General features: G+C 75.5%; 15 protein-coding genes. 6 read left to right on the forward strand and 9 right to left on the reverse strand.

Annotation, left to right across the window (positions count from 1 at the left end):
* Positions 1-3 precede the first annotated feature (3 nt).
* Both V2S66_RS12685 and V2S66_RS12690 read right to left on the reverse strand, forming a co-directional pair.
* Positions 4-1,017, reverse strand: a complete 1,014-nt coding sequence (locus V2S66_RS12685) for a GNAT family N-acetyltransferase (RefSeq protein ID WP_330794754.1) — start codon at positions 1,015-1,017, stop codon at positions 4-6.
* Between the two features lie 82 nt (positions 1,018-1,099).
* Positions 1,100-1,732, reverse strand: a complete 633-nt coding sequence (locus tag V2S66_RS12690) for a nucleoside/nucleotide kinase family protein (RefSeq protein ID WP_330794755.1) — start codon at positions 1,730-1,732, stop codon at positions 1,100-1,102.
* A 695-nt stretch (positions 1,733-2,427) separates the two neighbouring features.
* Between V2S66_RS12690 and V2S66_RS12695 the strand changes: the two genes are divergently transcribed.
* Together V2S66_RS12695 and V2S66_RS12700 are read left to right on the forward strand one after the other, a co-directional pair.
* Positions 2,428-2,622, forward strand: a complete 195-nt coding sequence (locus V2S66_RS12695) for a hypothetical protein (protein ID WP_330795047.1) — start codon at positions 2,428-2,430, stop codon at positions 2,620-2,622.
* Positions 2,623-2,776: 154 nt separating this feature from the next.
* Entirely contained in the window at positions 2,777-4,399 is a 1,623-nt protein-coding gene (locus tag V2S66_RS12700; RefSeq protein ID WP_330794756.1) for a hypothetical protein, read from the forward strand.
* Between the two features lie 221 nt (positions 4,400-4,620).
* On the opposite strand, the gene yczR is transcribed toward V2S66_RS12700, so the two are convergent.
* The gene (gene yczR, locus V2S66_RS12705; protein ID WP_330794757.1) at positions 4,621-6,126 is read right to left on the reverse strand and encodes a MocR-like transcription factor YczR; all 1,506 of its coding nucleotides are present in this window, start codon (positions 6,124-6,126) and stop codon (positions 4,621-4,623) included.
* Positions 6,127-6,190: 64 nt separating this feature from the next.
* Between yczR and yczE the strand changes: the two genes are divergently transcribed.
* A complete protein-coding gene (yczE, locus tag V2S66_RS12710; RefSeq protein WP_461949944.1) occupies positions 6,191-7,078 on the forward strand; it encodes a membrane protein YczE in 888 nt (295 codons plus the stop codon).
* Positions 7,079-7,334: 256 nt separating this feature from the next.
* Positions 7,335-7,709 (forward strand): RNA polymerase-binding protein RbpA, encoded by a 375-nt coding sequence (locus tag V2S66_RS12715; RefSeq protein WP_093713023.1) that lies wholly within the window; start codon positions 7,335-7,337, stop codon positions 7,707-7,709.
* Positions 7,710-7,860: 151 nt separating this feature from the next.
* Here the strand turns inward: V2S66_RS12715 and fxsA are convergent, their stop codons facing one another.
* Positions 7,861-8,448, reverse strand: coding sequence for an FxsA family membrane protein (fxsA, locus tag V2S66_RS12720; protein ID WP_330794759.1), 588 nt, complete (start codon positions 8,446-8,448; stop codon positions 7,861-7,863).
* 91 nt (positions 8,449-8,539) lie between these two features.
* Between fxsA and V2S66_RS12725 the strand changes: the two genes are divergently transcribed.
* Positions 8,540-9,328, forward strand: coding sequence for a hypothetical protein (locus V2S66_RS12725; protein WP_330794760.1), 789 nt, complete (start codon positions 8,540-8,542; stop codon positions 9,326-9,328).
* Positions 9,329-9,363: 35 nt separating this feature from the next.
* Here V2S66_RS12725 and V2S66_RS12730 read toward each other — a convergent pair whose 3' ends face one another.
* The 5 genes from V2S66_RS12730 to V2S66_RS12750 all read right to left on the reverse strand — a co-directional run bounded on the left by V2S66_RS12730 (position 9,364) and on the right by V2S66_RS12750 (position 16,076).
* Positions 9,364-10,173 carry a polyprenol monophosphomannose synthase gene (locus V2S66_RS12730; RefSeq protein ID WP_330794761.1) on the reverse strand — a complete coding sequence of 270 codons (810 nt, stop codon included), beginning with the start codon at positions 10,171-10,173 and terminating at the stop codon, positions 9,364-9,366.
* A gap of 5 nt (positions 10,174-10,178) precedes the next feature.
* Entirely contained in the window at positions 10,179-11,888 is a 1,710-nt protein-coding gene (gene lnt, locus V2S66_RS12735) for an apolipoprotein N-acyltransferase (protein WP_413966385.1), read from the reverse strand.
* 646 nt (positions 11,889-12,534) lie between these two features.
* Entirely contained in the window at positions 12,535-14,220 is a 1,686-nt protein-coding gene (locus V2S66_RS12740) for an amidohydrolase (protein ID WP_330794763.1), read from the reverse strand.
* Between the two features lie 104 nt (positions 14,221-14,324).
* Positions 14,325-14,765: an Lrp/AsnC family transcriptional regulator gene (locus tag V2S66_RS12745; protein WP_330794764.1), complete on the reverse strand. Its 441-nt coding sequence runs from the start codon at positions 14,763-14,765 to the stop codon at positions 14,325-14,327.
* 69 nt (positions 14,766-14,834) lie between these two features.
* Positions 14,835-16,076: an FAD-binding protein gene (locus V2S66_RS12750; RefSeq protein ID WP_330794765.1), complete on the reverse strand. Its 1,242-nt coding sequence runs from the start codon at positions 16,074-16,076 to the stop codon at positions 14,835-14,837.
* A 300-nt stretch (positions 16,077-16,376) separates the two neighbouring features.
* Here V2S66_RS12750 and V2S66_RS12755 point away from each other — a divergent pair, with 300 nt between their 5' ends.
* Positions 16,377-16,868, forward strand: coding sequence for a hypothetical protein (locus tag V2S66_RS12755; RefSeq protein WP_330794766.1), 492 nt, complete (start codon positions 16,377-16,379; stop codon positions 16,866-16,868).
* The last annotated feature ends 589 nt before the right edge of the window (positions 16,869-17,457 follow it).

A 17,457-nucleotide genomic window follows, 5' to 3' on the forward strand; every position in this document is an offset into this window, starting at 1 on the left:
TGCTCAGTACGTGCCGGCCGGGCCACCGATGCGCGCGTCAAGGGTGCGCGAGAGGCGGTAGGCCACCGGGCGGAAGCCGACCCGGGGCCAGTGGTCGGCGGCGAGCGACGCGGAGTGCCACCGCGCCGACATGTGGCGGTGGCCGCTGTCGTACGCCCAGGCCAGCGCGGTCGCCAGCAGCACCCGGCTGATCCCCTCGCCGCGCGCCGAGGGGACCACGTACGCCTCGGCCAGCTCGACGCACGACTCGGGCGTGACCGGATCGGGGGCCGCCGGGACGACGACCACCATGCCGATCTCCTCGCCGCGCCGCGCCGCGATCCACGCGCCGCAGCGGGAGTCCGCGAGCGCGTCGGCGTAGTGCAGCCGCAGGGCCGCCAGTGGGCCCTCGGGCTGCGGCTTGAACACCGCGGAGCCGCGCTGCCTGCGCGAGGACTCCGCCGCCATCCGCCCGATCTGCGGCAGGTCGCCGGGGCCGGCGCGCCGGATGCCGAGGCCCTCCACACCGCGCGGCTGCCGGCCGCGGGCCCTGACGGCCATCAGGCCGTGCACGATCTCGCGGCCGAAGCCGAGGTCGGACCAGGGCGCGGTGGCGGTGTCGCCGGCCGGCACGTCCACGTAGTGCACCAGGCGCCGGTCGGCGACCAGGCGTTCCGCGACGCGCGTGTAGAGGGCGCGCAGCACCTCGGTCTCGCGGCCGGCCGGAAGCGCGTGGCCGCCGTGCGGCACGAGCGCGGAGTGCGGGTGGCTGCGCAGCGCCGCCGGGTCGTCCGGGGTGAGGTCGAGCGGCACCGCGGCGAGGTGACCGATGAGCGCGCCCTCGGCGTCGAGCGCCCGGCACGCCTCCAGACCGGGCGCGTGCTGGAGCTTGCCGAGCAGCTCCTCGCCGCGGACCGGGCCGTCGGCCAGCCAGGACCGCTGCGAGGGGGGCCGCCTGGCCCGGGTGAACCAGCGGTCGTACCGCTGCACGGCCGCGGGTATGTGCTCGGAGGTCAACGGCGCGATGGCGACAGTCATGGTGCTCGTGGACGCTAGCGGTGCGCGCGGCCCCACGGCAAGGCGCTCCCGGCGGCGGTTGTGTGACGGTCCGGCGGGCGCGTCAGCCCGTCCACGCGGGGTGCGCGGGGTCGTCGGCGCGCACCACGACGTCGGCGGCCTCCTCGGGCAGCGCCTCGCGGGCGTACCGCTCGTACGCGGGCAGCGTCCACTGCTCCCCCGGCTCGGTCCTGCGGCGCAGCGCGGCCGGTGACAGCCGCAGGTGGACGGTCAGGTCGAGGGGCAGGCCCTGCCCGAGCAGCAGCGGCCCGTCGAGGACGAGGACGCCGCCGGGCGGCAGCGTCACGTAGGCGGCGCGGGTCGAGCGGTCGGTCGCCGGGTCGCGCAGCGAGGGCAGCGCGCGGCCGCTGCCGCCGGGGCCGAGCGGGTCCAGCACCTCGCGGCGCAGCGCGCCGGTGTCCAGCCACAGCTGGTAGTACGCGTCGACGTCCTCGTGCCCGTACTCCAGGCGGAGCGAGGCGGGGCGCCAGAAGTCGGCGGCGCGGACCCGCAGCGCGGGGTGGCCGAGGGCGGGCAGCTCCGCCGCCAGCGCGTCGGCGAGTTCGCCCGGGCGGGCGGCGGGGGCGCCGTCCACGGCGACGCGCCACCGGGCGCCGCCCCCGGGCGGCGGCGTCGTCGCCAACCGCTCCGCCAGGGCCGCGGCCAGTCCCCGCCACGAGATCGGTGTCAACTGCACCCCACCATCATCCGCCGGCAACCGCCGACACCTGCGGCAGCCCCCCTCACCCCAGGGCCACGCCCGAAGGCACCGCCCGCCGCCGGGTGGCCGCGGCCCAGCAGCGCACCCGCCGCACCCCCGCGATCCGCCGCAACCCGCCAGTGCCAGCGGCACCGACCCCGCCGCCGCGGTGACCACCCGCGGCCCGTGGGGAGCGCACCAGGCGCCGGCCGGCACGCCCCCGGGGAACGCCCGAGGATTCCGCCCGCCACCGGCCGGTGGCGGGCGGTGGCGCGCACCCCGCCGAGCCGGCCGCCACTCGCGCGCCGCACGCCCGGCGCCGAGCGTCGTGCCCCGGCAGCCCGCAACGTGCCAGCGGCCGGCCACGCCGACCCGCCGAGACGTTGACCATCCGCGGGCAGCGCGCCCCGGCGCGGAGCCGGCGCGCCCCGAGATCGGCCGCGCGCCGAGCGCCCCTCACCCGTCCGGGCGAAGCCGTTGCTCCACCGGCGGTGCTCTCGGCGAGGAGTCGGGCGAGGGCCCGGCGGCGGGCAATGATCGCGCCGTACGGCCGCGCGCCGCGGCCGCCCCTCTCCCCCAGGTGGTGGAAATGATCCACAAATCACTCTTATGCCGCCGGGCGGGATCGATGACTTCTTGTGAGCCTGGAAGAACTCATGGTGACCGTCCCCATCACCCAGGAGAAGAGCCCAATGATCCTGTCCATCTCCGGCGTCGTTCTTCTCGGCGTCATCGTGTTCCTGTTCTTCCGCAAGGACGGCCTGAAGGTCTCGCACGGCGTCGTGTGCGCCCTTTTCGGCTTCTATCTCGCGGGCACGGCGATCGCACCGAGCATCAAGGCGGGTGGAGCGAGCCTGGCCGGTCTGATCGGCGGGCTGAAGATCTAGGTCACGGCACCGCGGCCGCTCATGCCACCGCGTGCACGGGTCCGGCGGCGGTGCCACCGCGCGCCGGGCCCGTACCCGCTCGCTGTGGCGCGCCCGTCCCCGGCGCGCCCTTCGTACCTCCGGTACCCCCACTCGAACGACCCATGGAGAACCCGTGGTCAGGCGTCCTCTTCCCAGCATTCTGAGCGCTCGGCCGGCGCTCGTCCGCGGCCGTGACATGGCCCGCAGCGCCGCCGACGGCGCCACCGACGTGCTGCACCCCGTCATCACCATCGCGCGCGGCATGCGCAGGCAGGCCGCCTGGGCGGCCGGATGGTGGGGGCGCACCCCCAAGGACCGGCGGATGCCGGCGCTGCTGCTGGCCGCGGCGGGCCTGGTGATCGTGGTGATGATGCCGTACGGGCCGATCCTCGCGGTGGTCGCGCTGATGGCCTCGGCGGCGTGGATGGGCCGGGACCGCGCCGTGCCCGCGCCGACCGGACCGACCGAGGCCGAGGCGGTGCGGCTGCAGTCGCTGTACGAGGCCCTGGTGCCGTACCTGTCGGTGGACGGCGATCCCGCGCCGCTCTACGCGCCGGACGGCAGCTGGGACCGGGCGTTCGCCGAGTACGCCTTCGCGAACGGCCGGCTGTCCCGGCTGCACCTGCGCTACCCGGCGTACTTCACCGACGGCGAGGCGGACTCCCGGGAGCGGGTCGAGCAGCTGCTGCACGCCAAGGCGGGCCGCGGGCGCGAGTACCGCTTCGACTGGAACGAGGAGGAGAACCACGTCACCCTCACCGTGCTCCCGCCGCTGCCGACGGACATCGTCGCGCAGCGGTACGTGACCGCGCCGGGCGAGACGGTGCTCGGGTTCACCGACGCGGAGGCCGTGCAGCGCACCGTGCCGGTGGCCTCCGGCGGGGAGACCCGGGACGCGCCGCCGGTGGTGTGGCGGACCGGTGCGCGCTCCTCGGAGCCGCATCTGCTGGCGCTCGGCCAGCCCCGCTCCGGCACCACGACGCTGCTGCGGTCCATCGCCCTGCAGGCGCTGCAGCACGGCGACGTGGTGGTGGTCGACGGCAGCGGCGCTGGCGAGTACGCGTGCCTGGCCGGGCGGCCGGGCGTGCTGGCCGTCGAGGACGGGCTGCTCGGCGCGGCGGCGACGCTGGAGTGGGCGGCGCACGAGACCGAGCGCCGGCTCATCGCGGTCAACCGGGCCCGGCAGTCCGGCAATCCGGTGCCCGAGGACGTGCGGCGGCCGCTGTGGATCGTGCTGGACCGGCCGACCGCGCTGAGCCAGCTGGCGCTCGCCGAGGGCCGGCCCGACCCGCAGAGCCTGCTGGACGTGCCGCTGCGGCACGGCCGCACCGCGAACGTCGCGGTCGCGGTGGCCGAGCAGCTCGACGCGACGGAGTCGCTCGCGCCGGTGGTGATCGCGCAGACCCGGGCGCGCGTCGTGCTCGGACCGATGGGCCCCGAGCACGTCGCGGCGGTGCTCGGCGAGCGGCCGCGGACCACGCCCGCGGCGGACGTGCCGGCCGGGCGCGGCTACGCCCGGCTCGGCAGCGGTCCTGTGCTGCGGCTCCAGGTGCCGGCGACGCCCGACCCCTACGACGAGGAGACGCCGGCGGCGGAGCGGGCCGCGGTCCTCTCCCTGCTGCCGGGCGCGGACGTGCCCCCGGCGGACGCCCTGGCCGGCCCCGCCGCGGGGCCGGACCGGGAGCCGGACCGGGAGCCGGTCTCCCTCGGCAAGGACACGGTGGTCCGCACGGTCGCGGACCTCGAACTCGGCTAGGGCCCGTCGTGCGGATCTCCGCGGGAGAAGGAGCGGGGTCCGGTGCGTGCGGCTGCAAGGCGGAGGAGGAGAGCGACGCGGTGGGGTCGCCTCCCCGGCCGCCAGGCCGAGGGGGCCGTCGTCGACCGACGGCAACGCCGCAGATGGGCGTGCCGGGCGACGCGACGCCGCGGAGATCCACACGCCGGGCCCTGGGGCGGTGCGGGCGGCGGGTGCCGATCTCAGGCCACGAAGAGGCCGGTCGGCTCGCCGTCGGCGCCCGCGCCGGAGCGGACCAGCCGGGCGGCCTCGGCGAGCCGCGCGCCCGCCTCGTCGGCGGCGGGGTTGCTGACCGTGAAGGGGATGCGGACGTAGGACTCGAAGGCGCCGTCGACGCCGAAGCGGGGGCCCGACGGGACGCGGACGCCGAGCCGCTCGCCGGTCACCGCCAGGCGTGAGCCGGACACGTCGCCGGTGCGCACCCACATCGTCATGCCGCCGCGCGGCACCGTGAACTCCCAGTCGGGCGTGTGCTCGCGCAGCGCCGCCGCGAGGTCGTCCCGGCACTCCCTGGCCCGCGCCCTGCGTGCGGCGAGCGCCTCGTCCCAGGCCCCTTCGCGCAGCAGCCAGGCGACCGCGAGCTGGTCGACGACCGGGGAGCCCAGGTCGAGGTAGGCGCGGGCGGACACCAGCCGGCGCACCACCTCCGGGGTGGTGCGGACCCAGCCGATGCGCAGCCCGGCCCAGACCGTCTTGCTCGCCGAGCCCACCGTCATCACCGTGCCGCCGCGGTCGAAGGCGGCCATCGGCCGGGTGCCGGAGTCCTCGCCGTCCAGGACCAGCTCCGCCATGGTCTCGTCGGCCACCACGACCGTGCCGGCCGCCCGGGCCGCCTCCACCAGGTCGCGCCGCTGGTCGTCGCCGATGAGGGTGCCGGTGGGGTTGTGGAAGTCCGGCATCACGTACGCCATGCGGGGCGCCGCGTCCCGCAGCACCCGCCGCCAGGCGTCCATGTCCCAGCCGCCGAGCCGTTCGCGCAGCGCGACCGGGACGAGCCGGGAGCCGGTCTCACGGAAGAGTTCCAGCACGTTGGCGTAGCTGGGCGACTCCACCGCGACCCGTTCGCCGTAGCCGACGGCGCGCCGCGCGGCGGCGCCGATCGCGCCCATCGCGCCGGTGGTGACCATGATCTGCTCGGGCATGGTGGGCACGCCGCGCAGGGTGTAGCGGTCGGCGATGGCCTCGCGCAGCACCGGCAGTCCGGCCGGGAAGTCGCCGTGCGTGGCCGCGTAGGCGGGCAGTTCGGCGAGCGCGCCCTGCATGGCCTGGCTGAGCCACGGCTCGGTGGCCGGCAGCGCGGCGGTGCCGAGGTCGATGACCCGGCCGGCGGCGTCCGGCGGCAGCGGTTCGAGGCTGCGCGAGGGCAGCAGGTGGCCCTCCGGTATGGCGGTCCAACTGCCGGCGCCGCGCCGGGACTTCGCGAACCCCTCGGCGCGCAGCGCCTCGTACGCGGCGGCCACGGTAGTGCGGCTCACGCGCAGCGCGAGTGCCAGTTCGCGCTCCGCCGGGAGGCGCGCGGCCACCTGGACGCGTCCTTCGAGCACCAGCAGCCGCACCCCGTCGGCCAGCTCGCGGTAGGCGGGCAGCCTGCGCCCGGCGGCGCGGCCGTCCTCGGCGCCGGTACGGGGACGGGGGGCGAGGAGCCGGGCCAGATGCGCCGCACTCACCGACGCAGTCCACTGGGACATCGAATTCAGTCCACCTTTCGCAGATTGGCCGTGGATCTCATGCCGCCACAAGCCACAGAGTGGCATGCGCGCCGACTCGACCGCCAGGGGGGTTCCGTTGTTCCCGCGCCCGCAGCGTCCACGCCCGTCACACCCGTCACACCCTTCCCGTCCTCGCTCCCGCCTCTCCCTCGTCCGCGGGCCGCTGCCCGGCGGACCGCAGCCGTACCGGCGGCTGCTGCGCCTGTACGCCGGCCTCGCCCTCTACGGCGCGAGCGACGCGCTGGTGATCCGCGGCGATCTCGGCCTGGACCCGTGGGACGTCTTCCACCAGGGACTGGCCCGGCACACCGGGATCAGCATCGGCAACGTCTCCATTGTCGTCGGCGCGGCCGTCCTGCTGCTGTGGTGGCCGATCCGGCAGCGCCCGGGGCTCGGCACCGTCTCCAACGTCTTCCTGGTCGGCGCCTTCATCGACCTGACCATGGCGCTGGTCCCGCAGTACCAGGCGCTCGGCGTCCGGGTGCCGCTGCTGGTGGCGGGGGTGGTGCTGAACGGCGCCGCGACCGGCCTCTACATCACCGCCCGGTTCGGGCCCGGCCCGCGGGACGGGCTGATGACCGGGCTGCACCGCAGGACGGGACGGTCGCTGCGGCTGATCCGCACCGGCATCGAGGTGACCGTGCTCGCCGCCGGCTTCCTGCTGGGCGGCGGGGTGGGCGTGGGCACGGTGCTCTACGCGGTCGCGATCGGCCCGCTCGCACAGTTCTTCCTCAGGGTCTTCGCACTCCCCCACGACACGACCGCGCAGACCCCTGCGGCGCGGGCCCCGTCCGTACCGCGCCCCGACGTCCACGATCCGGACGCGGGCGGCCCGTATCCGGGCGCGGGGGCGGGCGGTGTGGGCCGTCCGGGAGGTTCTGCACCGGTTCGCCGGGAAGCGCCGGAAGGCGCGACGGTGGACACGATTTAGCCCTCAGCGGTGCGGACCGGTAGTGTACGCGGTTGGCCCAGAAGCTTGACCGTTACTGCACGGAAAACATACGACGACACCGGGTGACATCTCCGCCCAGATGTGACAAACCGGGCACCGGTGGGTAGAAACAGGGGCGACACGACGGGCGACGCATCTCCCGAAACGGGAATCTTCACCGCCGACCGGACGTTGACCGGATGACGACGACAGCGACACCTGTCCTGTGGGCGACCAAGCCCGGGAGGCACGATTCATGAGTGAGCGAGCTCTCCGCGGCACGCGACTCGGGGCCACCAGCTACGAGACCGACCGCGGTATCGATCTGGCCCCGCGCCAGACCGTTGAGTACGCATGCCGGAACGGCCATCGATTTGAGATGCCGTTCTCGGTTGAGGCCGAGATCCCGCCGGAGTGGGAGTGCCGCGCCTGCGGCCAGACCGCTCTGCTGGTGGACGGCGAAGGCCCCGAGGAGAAGACGACCAAGCCCGCGCGTACGCACTGGGACATGCTCATGGAGCGGCGCACGCTCGAGGAGCTGGAGGAGGTGCTGGCCGAACGGCTGGCCGTCCTGCGATCCGGTGCGATGAACATCGCGGTGCATCCGCGGGACAACCGTAAGAGCGCCTGACCCCAGCATCACACCCGGCCCTCCCCGGACCTCCGGTCCGGCCAGGGCCCCGACACTTCTGCGCCGCCGCCGCCCGTTTTTCTGTGGTCCGACCGTCAGCCCGCGAGACGACGGGGCGACGCCCGGCCATCCGTCCCGCCGGGCTGGCGCCTCAGTCGCGGTCGATGACCTCGCCCTGGATGACCTTGCCGTCGGGGCGGTGGATACGCGCCTGCTCCTCGGCCTCGCGGGCCTGCTGGTAGAGGTCGCCGAGCGAACCGGGATCGCCGGGGGCCGCCTGAGGGGGGTGCTTGCGCAGGTGCCGCTCCGCGGCGCGTTCGCCCAGCGCGCCGATGAGCTTGCGGGTCGGCGGGAAGAGCAGCAGCAGCGCCACCGCGTCCGAGAGGAACCCGGGAATGATCAGCAGGATGCCGCCCAGCATGTGCAGCCCGGTCCTGCCGCCGCCCTCGGTGTGCTCCGGCGCGGGCTTCCCGGCCTGCTGCGCCTGCACGGAGGCGGTCAGATTCCGCCACGCGCTGCGCCCGGCCCGCTTGACCGCCGCGGCGCCCAGTACGAACCCGGCCAGGATGCACAGGAACACGATGAACCCGCTGGTCGCGTCGGAGACCACGATCAGCAGCCAGATCTCCAGCACCGCCCAGATCGCGACCGCCAGCGGCAGCAGCCGTCCGAGCGGACGCCGCCGCTTGGGCTGGACCGCCGGCTGCGGGCGGACCGGGGGCGGTGAACTCGTCGTCATACCGTCAAGTGTGCCAAAGACGAGGTAAAGGCCGGGTCGGGGGAGCCGATCCCGGTGGACGCAGGGCGCGCCCCCCGACACGATGTCGCAGGTGAACCACAGCCCCACCGACCAGGACCCGAACCCGGGCGGCCCGGCCCCGGACGCCGCCGCCCCGCCCGAGCCGCCGCCTGCCCGCCGCGACGCGGCACACACGGGCCTGGCGGAGGCCGAGCGGCTGCTGGAGCCCGCCTGGCGGCGGGTGACCCGCGGCGAGCCCCGCTGGGCGTCCACGATCGCCGTGCTGGCGGTGGTGGCGATCCAGCTGACGCTGCCCGGCCGGCTCGCGGTCCACCCGCAGGAGCTGATGCCCTCCGTGGAGCTGGCGCTGCTCCTCGCGCTGTTCGTGGCCAGCCCGTACCGGATCGAGCGCCGCTCGCGCGCCTACCGGGCGACCGGGCTGACGCTGACCCTGGTGGTCGGCGGCGCCAACGCGTACTCGGCGGTGCGGCTGGTCGCGGGGCTGATCCGCGGCACCGAGGGCGCGGCCGCGGGGACGCTGCTGCTGACCGGCGGCGCGATCTGGCTCTCCAACATCGTCATCTTCGCGCTGCTGTACTGGGAGCTGGACCGCGGCGGTCCGGCCGCCCGCGCGCAGGGCGAGCACGACGTGCCGGACTTCCTGTTCGTCCAGATGCAGTCGCCCGAGCTGGCTCCCCCGCACTGGGAGCCGGCCTTCTTCGACTACTTCTACCTGTCCTTCACCAACTCCACGGCCTTCAGCCCGACCGACGTGATGCCCGTGACGCGCTGGGCGAAGGCCCTGATGCTGGTCCAGTCAGCGGTGTCGCTGCTGACCGTGGTGCTGGTGGTGGCGCGGGCCGTGAACATCCTCGACTAGGCCGCGGACTCAGACAGCGGACTCAGGTCGCGGACTCACGCCGAGGGCTCAGCCGGCGCGCCCGGACCGCGGGCTCCGGCCGTCGGCTTGCGGCCGGCGAGCCGGCCGGCCCGCGAGCCGACGCCCCACGCGGTCACCCGCCACAGCGCCTCGGCGACGATCGTGCGGCTCATCTTGCTGTCGCCGCGCTCGCGCTCGACGAAGGTGATCGGCACCTCCACGACGTGGAAGCCCGCCTTCACCGCCCGCCACGCCAGGTCGACCTGGAAGCAGTAGCCGGCCGAGGCGACCTCGTCCATGCCCAGGCCCTCCAGGGTCTCCTTGCGGAAGGCCCGGTAGCCGCCGGTGACGTCCCTGATCGGCACGTCCAGCATCAGCCGGGAGTAGGTGCTGCCGCCGCGGGAGAGGAACTCGCGGGACTTCGGCCAGTTCACCACCCGGCCCCCGGCGATCCAGCGGGAGCCCAGCACCAGGTCGGCGCCCTTGAGCGCGGTGAGCAGCCGGGGCAGCTCCTCGGGCTGGTGGGAGCCGTCGGCGTCCATCTCGCACAGCACGCCGTAGCCGTTCTCGATGCCCCAGCGGAACCCGGCGAGGTAGGCCGCGCCGAGGCCCTCCTTGCCCTTGCGGTGCAGGACGTGCACCTGGTCGTCCGCGGCGGCCAGTTCGTCGGCGAGCTTGCCGGTGCCGTCGGGGCTGTTGTCGTCCGCGACCAGGATGTCCGCGTCGGGCACCGCGGCCCGCACCCGGCTGACGATCGGCCTGACGTTCTCGGCTTCGTTGTAGGTCGGGATGATCACCAGGACCTTGCCGAGCGGACCGAAGCGTCGCTGCTCGTCCTCGTTCACTGCTGCTACTGCCCTTTCGCCATGCCGGTGCGGTCGCGCCTGCCGATCGCGACGGCGGCCGCGCAGGACAGGAGCCCCACCATAGCGAGGGTCCACTCCGGCACGGCGCCGACGCGGTCGGCGACGGTCTTCTCGTCGCGCAGCGGGATGTCCGCGTCCAGCACCTGCTGGGTGAACTCCGCGCTGTGCTGCTCGATCTTGCCATTGGGTGCGACGATCGCACTGATCCCGCTGGTCGCGGCGGTGACGACGGCGCGGCCGTGCTCGATCGCCCGCAGCCGGGACATGGCGAGTTGCTGCTCGGGCTGGCCGGTGCGGCCGTAGGTGGCGTTGTTGGTCTGCACGACGATGGCGCGGGCGCCCGCGTTGACGGTGTCGCGCACGATGCCGTCGTAGGCGACCTCGAAGCAGATCACGTCGCCGAGCCTGGCCGGGCCGATCTGCAGGACGCCGGTCCTGGTGCCGGGGTAGAAGTCCCGCGGGATCTCGTTGAGCTGGCTGACGACCTTGGTCAGCTCCTTGCGGAACGGCACGTACTCGCCGAAGGGCACCGGGTGCTGCTTGGTGTAGTGCGCGCCGGGGCCGGTGACCGGGTCCCAGACGATGCCCTCGTTCTGCACGTGGTCCTTGTCCGGGCCGTCGACCAGCGCGCCGACCAGCACCGGGACGCCGACTGCCTGCACCGCCTGGGTGATCTTGTCGTACGCCGCCGGGTTGGAGAACGGGTCGAGGTCGGAGGAGTTCTCCGGCCACAGCACGATGTCCGGCTTGGGCGCGCGGCCGGCCCTGATGTCCGCGGCGAGCTTGAGGGTGGCCTGGACGTGGTTGTCCAGGATCTTCATCGGGCGGCCGAGGAAGTGCAGTCCGGGCTGCTGCACGTTGCCCTGCACGACGGCGATGCGCACATGGGCGTCGGCGCCGGTGGGCACCGGGACGAACAGCCCGGCGCACAGCACCGCGGCCGACAGCACGAGGGCGCCGGCGGCCGGCAGCGCGGCCCGCGGCGTCCGGGTGCGCCGCTGCCACACGCCGTACCCGCTCAGGGCGCAGGCGGCCAGCAGGGTGCCGCTGAGGGCCACCGCGAAGCTCAGCAGGGGGGCGCCGCCGAGGGCGGCGAGCGGGGTGAAGGGGGAGCCGGTGTTGGCGAAGGCCAGCCGCCCCCAGGAGAAGCCGCCGAACGGCAGGCGGTCGCGGACCAGTTCCTGGGCGATCCACAGGCACGCGGCCCACAGCGGCGCCCAGCGCAGCCGCTGGGCGAGGACCATGAGGGCGGCCATCGCGACCAGGTAGAGCGCCTCGACGCCGGACAGGACGACGACCGCGATCCAGGTGACCGAGCGCAGCCAGACCAGCAGCCACAGGAAGAAGGGGAACCCGAAGGCGAAGCCCAGCCAGGCGCCCTGCCGGACGGTGCGGCCGCGCAGCATCAGCGAGAAGAGGGCCACCGCGAGCACCGACAGCGGCCACAGGTCGTACGGCGGGAAGGACGCGGCCATCGCCAGGCCGCCCGCGGCGGCCACCGCGCTGCTGGGCGCCGCTCCGCGGGCCGTGGCGGCGAAGCGGGCACGCCGCGACGGGCCGCCCTCGCCCGGCTGCGCGCCGGCCGGCCGGGCCGGACCTGCGGGCGCGCCGGTGGTCGCCCCTGCGGCCTCGGGGATCGTGCCCGCGGCGGAGTGTCCCTCCGGACGGACCCGGGGGGAGGAGTCGTGGCGCAGGCCCACGGTGGCGGCCTTCCTGCAGGTGGGGAGGTGGTGAAAGGCGACCGTACCTCCTGACGGGCGTCCCGTCAGTCGCGGGTGGGCAAAGCGGGGGCCCGGGAAGGCACCGGCCGAGCCCCTGGAGAGCCCCGGGAGCGCCGCCGGACGAGCGCCGGACGGGTGCGGGAGCGGGGGGAGGACCGGTTCAGGGCAGCGGAACGGGCCCGGACGCCCTTCGGGCCGACCTGGGGCTCGCTGGCTGCGGGCCGGCGCGAGGCCGTTGTCTACTGGGCGTCCGGGCCCTTCCCGGGTCACACCTGCCGATCGGGCGGCGCTCCCACTCCGTACCCTCGCGGGTGGAGCGGCCCACTGGCGAGCCGCGCTCCGCGCCGGGTGCGCTGGACCTGGCTGCCAGTGGCGGCGTGCACGTGCGGCGCGACGCCCCATGGCCCAGCGGTGATCGACGCAACCGCGGAGAGCCCCCGGTCCGACGTCCTGTGGTGGACGTGGCCGAACCTACTCGCCTCCGACCAGCCACTGTCAACACCCCTGTGACCTGCGGGGTTTCGGCAAATCAGCAGGTCAGTGACGAGTGGTCCGCGAAGCGGCGACACGCCGCCGCCGACCGAGGGCGCACCGTTCGGGCGCATGACGCGGCCGGGTCTCACCCGTTCGGCCCCGCATGCACCGTACGGCCTGCGACGACGGTGCGCAGGGCGACGGGGAGGGCGCCGCCGGGAGTGAGGTCGGGCAGGCCGGGGGTGCCGGAGCGGGGGTCGGTCGACCAGTTGGCGACCCGCTCGTCGGGAGCCTGCACGACCAGGTCGCCGACTCCCCAGACGGCGTAGTCGGCGGGGGCGCCGGGCACCAGCACGCCGGCGTCGTCGCGGCCGACCGCGCGCCAGCCGCCGCGGGTGTGGGCGTGGAAGGCGGCGCGCGCGGAGATCCGGTGCGCGGGCGTGCGGTGGAAGGCCGCGGCGCGAACCGCGCCCCACGGGTCGAGCGGGGTGACCGGGCTGTCGGAGCCGAGCACCAGCGGCACGCCGGCCCTGGTCATGGCGGCGTACGGATTGAGGTCGCGGGCCCGCTCGGCGCCGAGCCGCGCCGCGTACATGCCGTCCTCGCCGCCCCACGCGGCGTCGAACGCGGGCTGCACGGAGGCGATGAGGCCGAGGTCGGCGAAGCCGTCGACGGTCCGCTCGGTCATCAGCTCGGCGTGCTCCACGCGGTGCCGCAGCGCCCGCACCCGGTCCAGCCCGACGGCCTCGGCCGCGGCGCGGGCGCCGGCCACCACGGCGGAGATCGCCGCGTCGCCGATGGCGTGGAAGCCGGCCTGGACGCCGGCCCGCGTGCACAGCAGCAGGTGGCGCGCGATGGCCTCGGGGTCGAGGTAGGCGACGCCCGAGGTGCCGGGCGCGTCGGCGTAGGGGGCGTGCAGGCAGGCGGTGTGCGAGCCGAGGGAGCCGTCCACGAAGAGGTCGCCGCCGGCGCCGACCGCGCCGAGGTCGCGGACCCGGTCGAGGTCGGCGGGCTGCTCGGCGGCCTGCGCCCAGTAGCCGAAGACCCGCGGGCCGGCTTCCGCTGCCGCCAGCGCCAGCAGCGCCGTCAGGTCGTCCTCGGAGGAGATGTCGGGGCCCGCGCACTCGTGCACGGCGCCGATGCCCTGGGCCGCGGCGTGCGCGAGCGCGGCGCGCTGCGCGGCGGCGCGCTGCGCGGGCGTGATCGCGGCGTGCGCGGCGCGGCGGGCCGCGTGGTGGGCGTCGCGGGTCAGCGGCGCCCGCGGGTCGTACCCGGGCAGGTCGCGGATGCCGGGGACGAGGTCGAGCAGCGCGGTCGTGACCGCGGCGGAGTGCACGTCGGCGCGGGTCAGGTACAGCGGGCGGCCGCCGGTGGCGCGGTCCAGCTCCTCGCGGGTCGGCGGGCGGCGCTCGGGCCAGCGGGACTCGTCCCAGCCGTGGCCGAGCAGGATGCGCTCGCCGGGCCGCGCGGCGGCGTGCGCGGCGGTGCGCTCCAGCGCCTGCGCGAGGGTCGCCGCGCCGGCCAGGTCCAGGCCGGTCAGCGCCAGACCGGTGGCGGTGACGTGTACGTGCGCGTCGGTGAAGGCGGGGGTGACCAGCGCGCCGTCGAGGCCGACCACCTCGTCGACGCCGTCGGCGAAGGAGTCGGCCGCGCCCTCGGAACCGACCCAGGCGACGGTGCCGCCGTCGACGACCATGGCGGTCGCGAAGGGGTCGGCGGGGCTGTAGACGAAACCGCCGCGCAGCAGCACGGTGCCGGTGGGCGGCGGCCCCTGTGAGGGGCCGGGCTGCTCGGACGTCTCGGATGCCGCTGCGGCGGGGCTGTGGTGCATACCGCCAGTCTCCCCCGGCCGCGCCCCGCTGCGGCCCCCGGGGTCGGGGCCCGGTCGCGGCGGCCGGGTCCGGGCGGCGGCGGCGCTGCCGGCGGGCGCGCGGGTCAGATGCGGGGCGGCCTGGACTCGTAGGCGGTGGAGAGCACCACGGTGGTGCGGGTGGAGACGCCGGCCAGGCTGCGGATGCGGCTGAGCAGGTGCTCCAGCTCGATGGGGGTGGCGACCCTGACCTTGAGGATGTAGTTCTCGTCGCCCGCGACGCTGTGGCACGCCTCGATCTCGTTGATCTCGGCGAGCCGGTCGGCGATGTCGTCGGGCGCGCTGGGGTCGAAGGGTTTGACCGAGATGAAGGCGGTCAGCGACAGCCCGACCGCCTCGGGGTCGACGATGGCGGCGTAGCCGCGGATCACGCCGCGCTGCTCGAGCCTGCGCACACGCTGGTGCACCGCCGAGGTCGACAGGCCGGTGGCCTTGCCCAGGTCGGTGTAGCTCATCCGCCCGTCGGCGACGAGAAGTTCCACGATGTGCCGGTCAAGCTCCTCCACAGCCGTTGACCTTACCCGTACGGTGACCGATCGCGTCACGCTTCGGCCGCCGGGAAGGACCGGGCGGGCTCAGGCCGCGAACAGGCGGCGCAGGAAGGCGTTGCCGAAGGTGCCCGCCGGGTCGAGCGCGGCGACCAGGGCCCGGAAGTCGTCCATCCGCGGGTACGCGTCCCTGACCCGGCCGGCCGGAACGGTGAAGAGCTTGCCCCAGTGCGGCCGGACGCCGAACGGCGCCAGCGCGTCCTCGATGAGCGCGAGCACCGGCAGCACCGCCGCGGTGTCCTTGATCCAGGTGAAGTGCAGGGCGACGGTGTCCCGGCCGTAGGCGGGGCTGAGCCACAGGCCGTCGGCGGCCACCGTCCGCACCTCGCAGATCTGCAGCACCGGCGCGACGGCCTCGCGCAGCGCGGCCAGCGCCTCCAGCGCCGTCGCGGCGTGCGCGCGCGGCAGCAGGTACTCGGACTGGAGCTCCTCACCGCTGCTCGGCACGAATCCGGGCCTGAAGTGCGGCAGCCGCTCGTGCCAGGGGCCGGGCGCGCCGTCCTGCGGGGTGCAGTGCACGGGGTCCATGCCCGGCACCGGGTGCAGCGGCCGCCCGGCGGGCGCGGCCCAGGGCAGCCGCGGCTCGGGCGCGCCGTCGAGCTGCTTGAGCCAGACCTGGGTGAAGCGCGGCGCACGCCAGTCGGTGAACAGGCTGACGCTGTACGCGGCCGCGGTGATCGCGTCGAAGTGCTCGACGGCGTCGGTGAGTTCGAGCCCGGTGCGGACCTGCTGCCGGACGTCGAAGGAGGGCGTGGCGGCCAGGGTGAGGTGGGTGACGACGCCCAGCGCACCGAGGCTGACGACGGCGCCGTCGAACCGGTCGGCGTCCTCCGCGCGGCTCAGCGTGAGCGTGTCGCCGTCGCCGGTGACCAGGTCGAGGGCGCGGACCGCGGTGGCGAGCGAGCCGTTGGCGTCGCCTGAGCCGTGGGTGCCGGTGGCGACGGACCCGGCCACCGAGATGTGCGGCAGCGAGGCCAGGTTGGGCAGCGCGAGGCCGTGCCGGTGGAGGGTGGCGGCGAGTTCGGCGTAGCGCACGCCGGCCGCGACGCGCACGGTGCCCGAGGCGGTGTCGACGTCGATCTGCGCGGGCAGCGCGGTGACGTCGATCAGCGTGCCGTCGGTGTCGGCGATGTCGTTGAAGGAGTGGCCGCTGCCGAGCGCCTTCACCCGGCGGCTGCGGGCGACGACCGCGCGCAGCTCGTCGAGTCCGGCGGGCCGGTGCACCTGCTGCGCGGAGAAGGTGAGGTTGCCCGCCCAGTTCTGTCGCATGCCCGTGCCTGTCTGCGCCGCCGGCGGAACCGCCGTGGCCTCGCCCGATGGAACCCTATAAGGCGCGATGGCAAGGCGGCGCACCAGGGGACGGGGGGCGTCCAGGGGTGCGCGGACGCATGCAGGGGGCGCATGAGCGCCTTGCACCGCCCGGTGTGACGAAGGCCACACCGCATGCGGCGGGAGCGCTTCCGGTGGCGTGATTACCCGCGTAGCGCGGCGGGAAGTGCTCGCTATGGCCGAGAGCGTGCAGCCCGGCCGGCCCGATGGAGGGCATTCCACCCAAGGGGGAGACGCGTCATGCGTAACCATGTGCGCCACAGCCGCAGCGAACGCAGCAAGCCCGCGTTCGAGGAGGGCGAAGCACGCGAGCCGCTGCTCGCCTCGCTGAGCGGAGCCGCGTTCGACCGGGACGTCGACGCCGCCGACGTCGAGAGCGCGGACGCCGAGGACGGCGACGAGGCGTTCGATGACGAACTCGCCGACGTCGTACGGCTCTCCTGCCCCGACTGCGGCCGCCCGATCGCGGTCCTCGCCGACGAGGACGAGCTGCCCGAGCACGCCCTGTGCCCCACCCCGTGGAACCCCTTCGGCCTGACGGTCTGCCCCGGCTCCGGCCGCGCGGTCGCCGAGGCCCGGCCGCTGGACGCCGTGACCGGCGAGGAGCAGTCGGAGCTGGTGGTGGTGCTGACGCTGCCCGCCGGGCTGGACTGGCGCACCCAGCCGTTCTCGCACGTGGGCGGCCCCGGCTCGCGGCCGCTGCGGACGCCCGGCCACCGCCTCGCGGCCTGACCGGCCGACAGCTGACGGCCCGCTGACTCCCGGCGGTCCGCGCCCCCCGCACGGGCGCGGTCGCCCGGCGCGGAGGCCGTCCACCATGTCCCGCTGCCCGTAGGGGCGTTGCCGCGCCACGGTCAGGCGGACCGGCGGCGACCCCCCGTCCATCCGCGAAGCCCCAGGGAGGGCGGGACCCCGCCTGGACCCCTGCCGGGGCGGGCACCGGCGGCGAGGCTCCGGCCCCACCGGCCCTGGCCGGCCGTCGCCGCAACCCCCGCCGAGGCGGGCGCGACCCGCCGAGCCTCACCGCCGGCGAAGACCAGCGCCGACCGGCGGTGGCCGGAACCTTCGCCCCGAGGGCGCGACCCGCCGAGCCTCACCGCCCGCGAAGCCCGGACCCGACCAACAGGCCAGGCGCGACCCCGCCGGTTCTCGCCGCCGGCGAAGCTCAGGCCGGGACCCGGCCGGACCTGACCAGCGGTGGCCGCAACGCCCGCCCGGAGGGCGCGACCCATCGAGTCTCGCCGCCGGCGAAGCCCGGATCCGACCAACAGGCCAGGGACGACCCCGCCGAGCCTCGCCCCCGGCGAAGACCAGCGCCGAC

This window comes from Actinacidiphila polyblastidii (assembly GCF_036353415.1).
GTDB classification, from domain to species: domain Bacteria; phylum Actinomycetota; class Actinomycetes; order Streptomycetales; family Streptomycetaceae; genus Actinacidiphila; species Actinacidiphila polyblastidii.

Bases quoted from the DNA above. Each gene is read 5' to 3' on its own strand.
- fxsA (WP_330794759.1), bottom strand. From the start codon at position 8,448: ATGACGACGAGTTCACCGCCCCCGGTCCGCCCGCAGCCGGCGGTCCAG.
- V2S66_RS12755 (WP_330794766.1), top strand. From the start codon at position 16,377: ATGCGTAACCATGTGCGCCACAGCCGCAGCGAACGCAGCAAGCCCGCG.
- yczE (WP_461949944.1), top strand. From the start codon at position 6,191: ATGCGCGCCGACTCGACCGCCAGGGGGGTTCCGTTGTTCCCGCGCCCG.
- V2S66_RS12695 (WP_330795047.1), top strand. From the start codon at position 2,428: ATGATCCTGTCCATCTCCGGCGTCGTTCTTCTCGGCGTCATCGTGTTC.
- yczR (WP_330794757.1), bottom strand. From the start codon at position 6,126: ATGTCCCAGTGGACTGCGTCGGTGAGTGCGGCGCATCTGGCCCGGCTC.
- V2S66_RS12715 (WP_093713023.1), top strand. From the start codon at position 7,335: ATGAGTGAGCGAGCTCTCCGCGGCACGCGACTCGGGGCCACCAGCTAC.
- V2S66_RS12750 (WP_330794765.1), bottom strand. From the start codon at position 16,076: ATGCGACAGAACTGGGCGGGCAACCTCACCTTCTCCGCGCAGCAGGTG.
- V2S66_RS12740 (WP_330794763.1), bottom strand. From the start codon at position 14,220: ATGCACCACAGCCCCGCCGCAGCGGCATCCGAGACGTCCGAGCAGCCC.
- V2S66_RS12685 (WP_330794754.1), bottom strand. From the start codon at position 1,017: ATGACTGTCGCCATCGCGCCGTTGACCTCCGAGCACATACCCGCGGCC.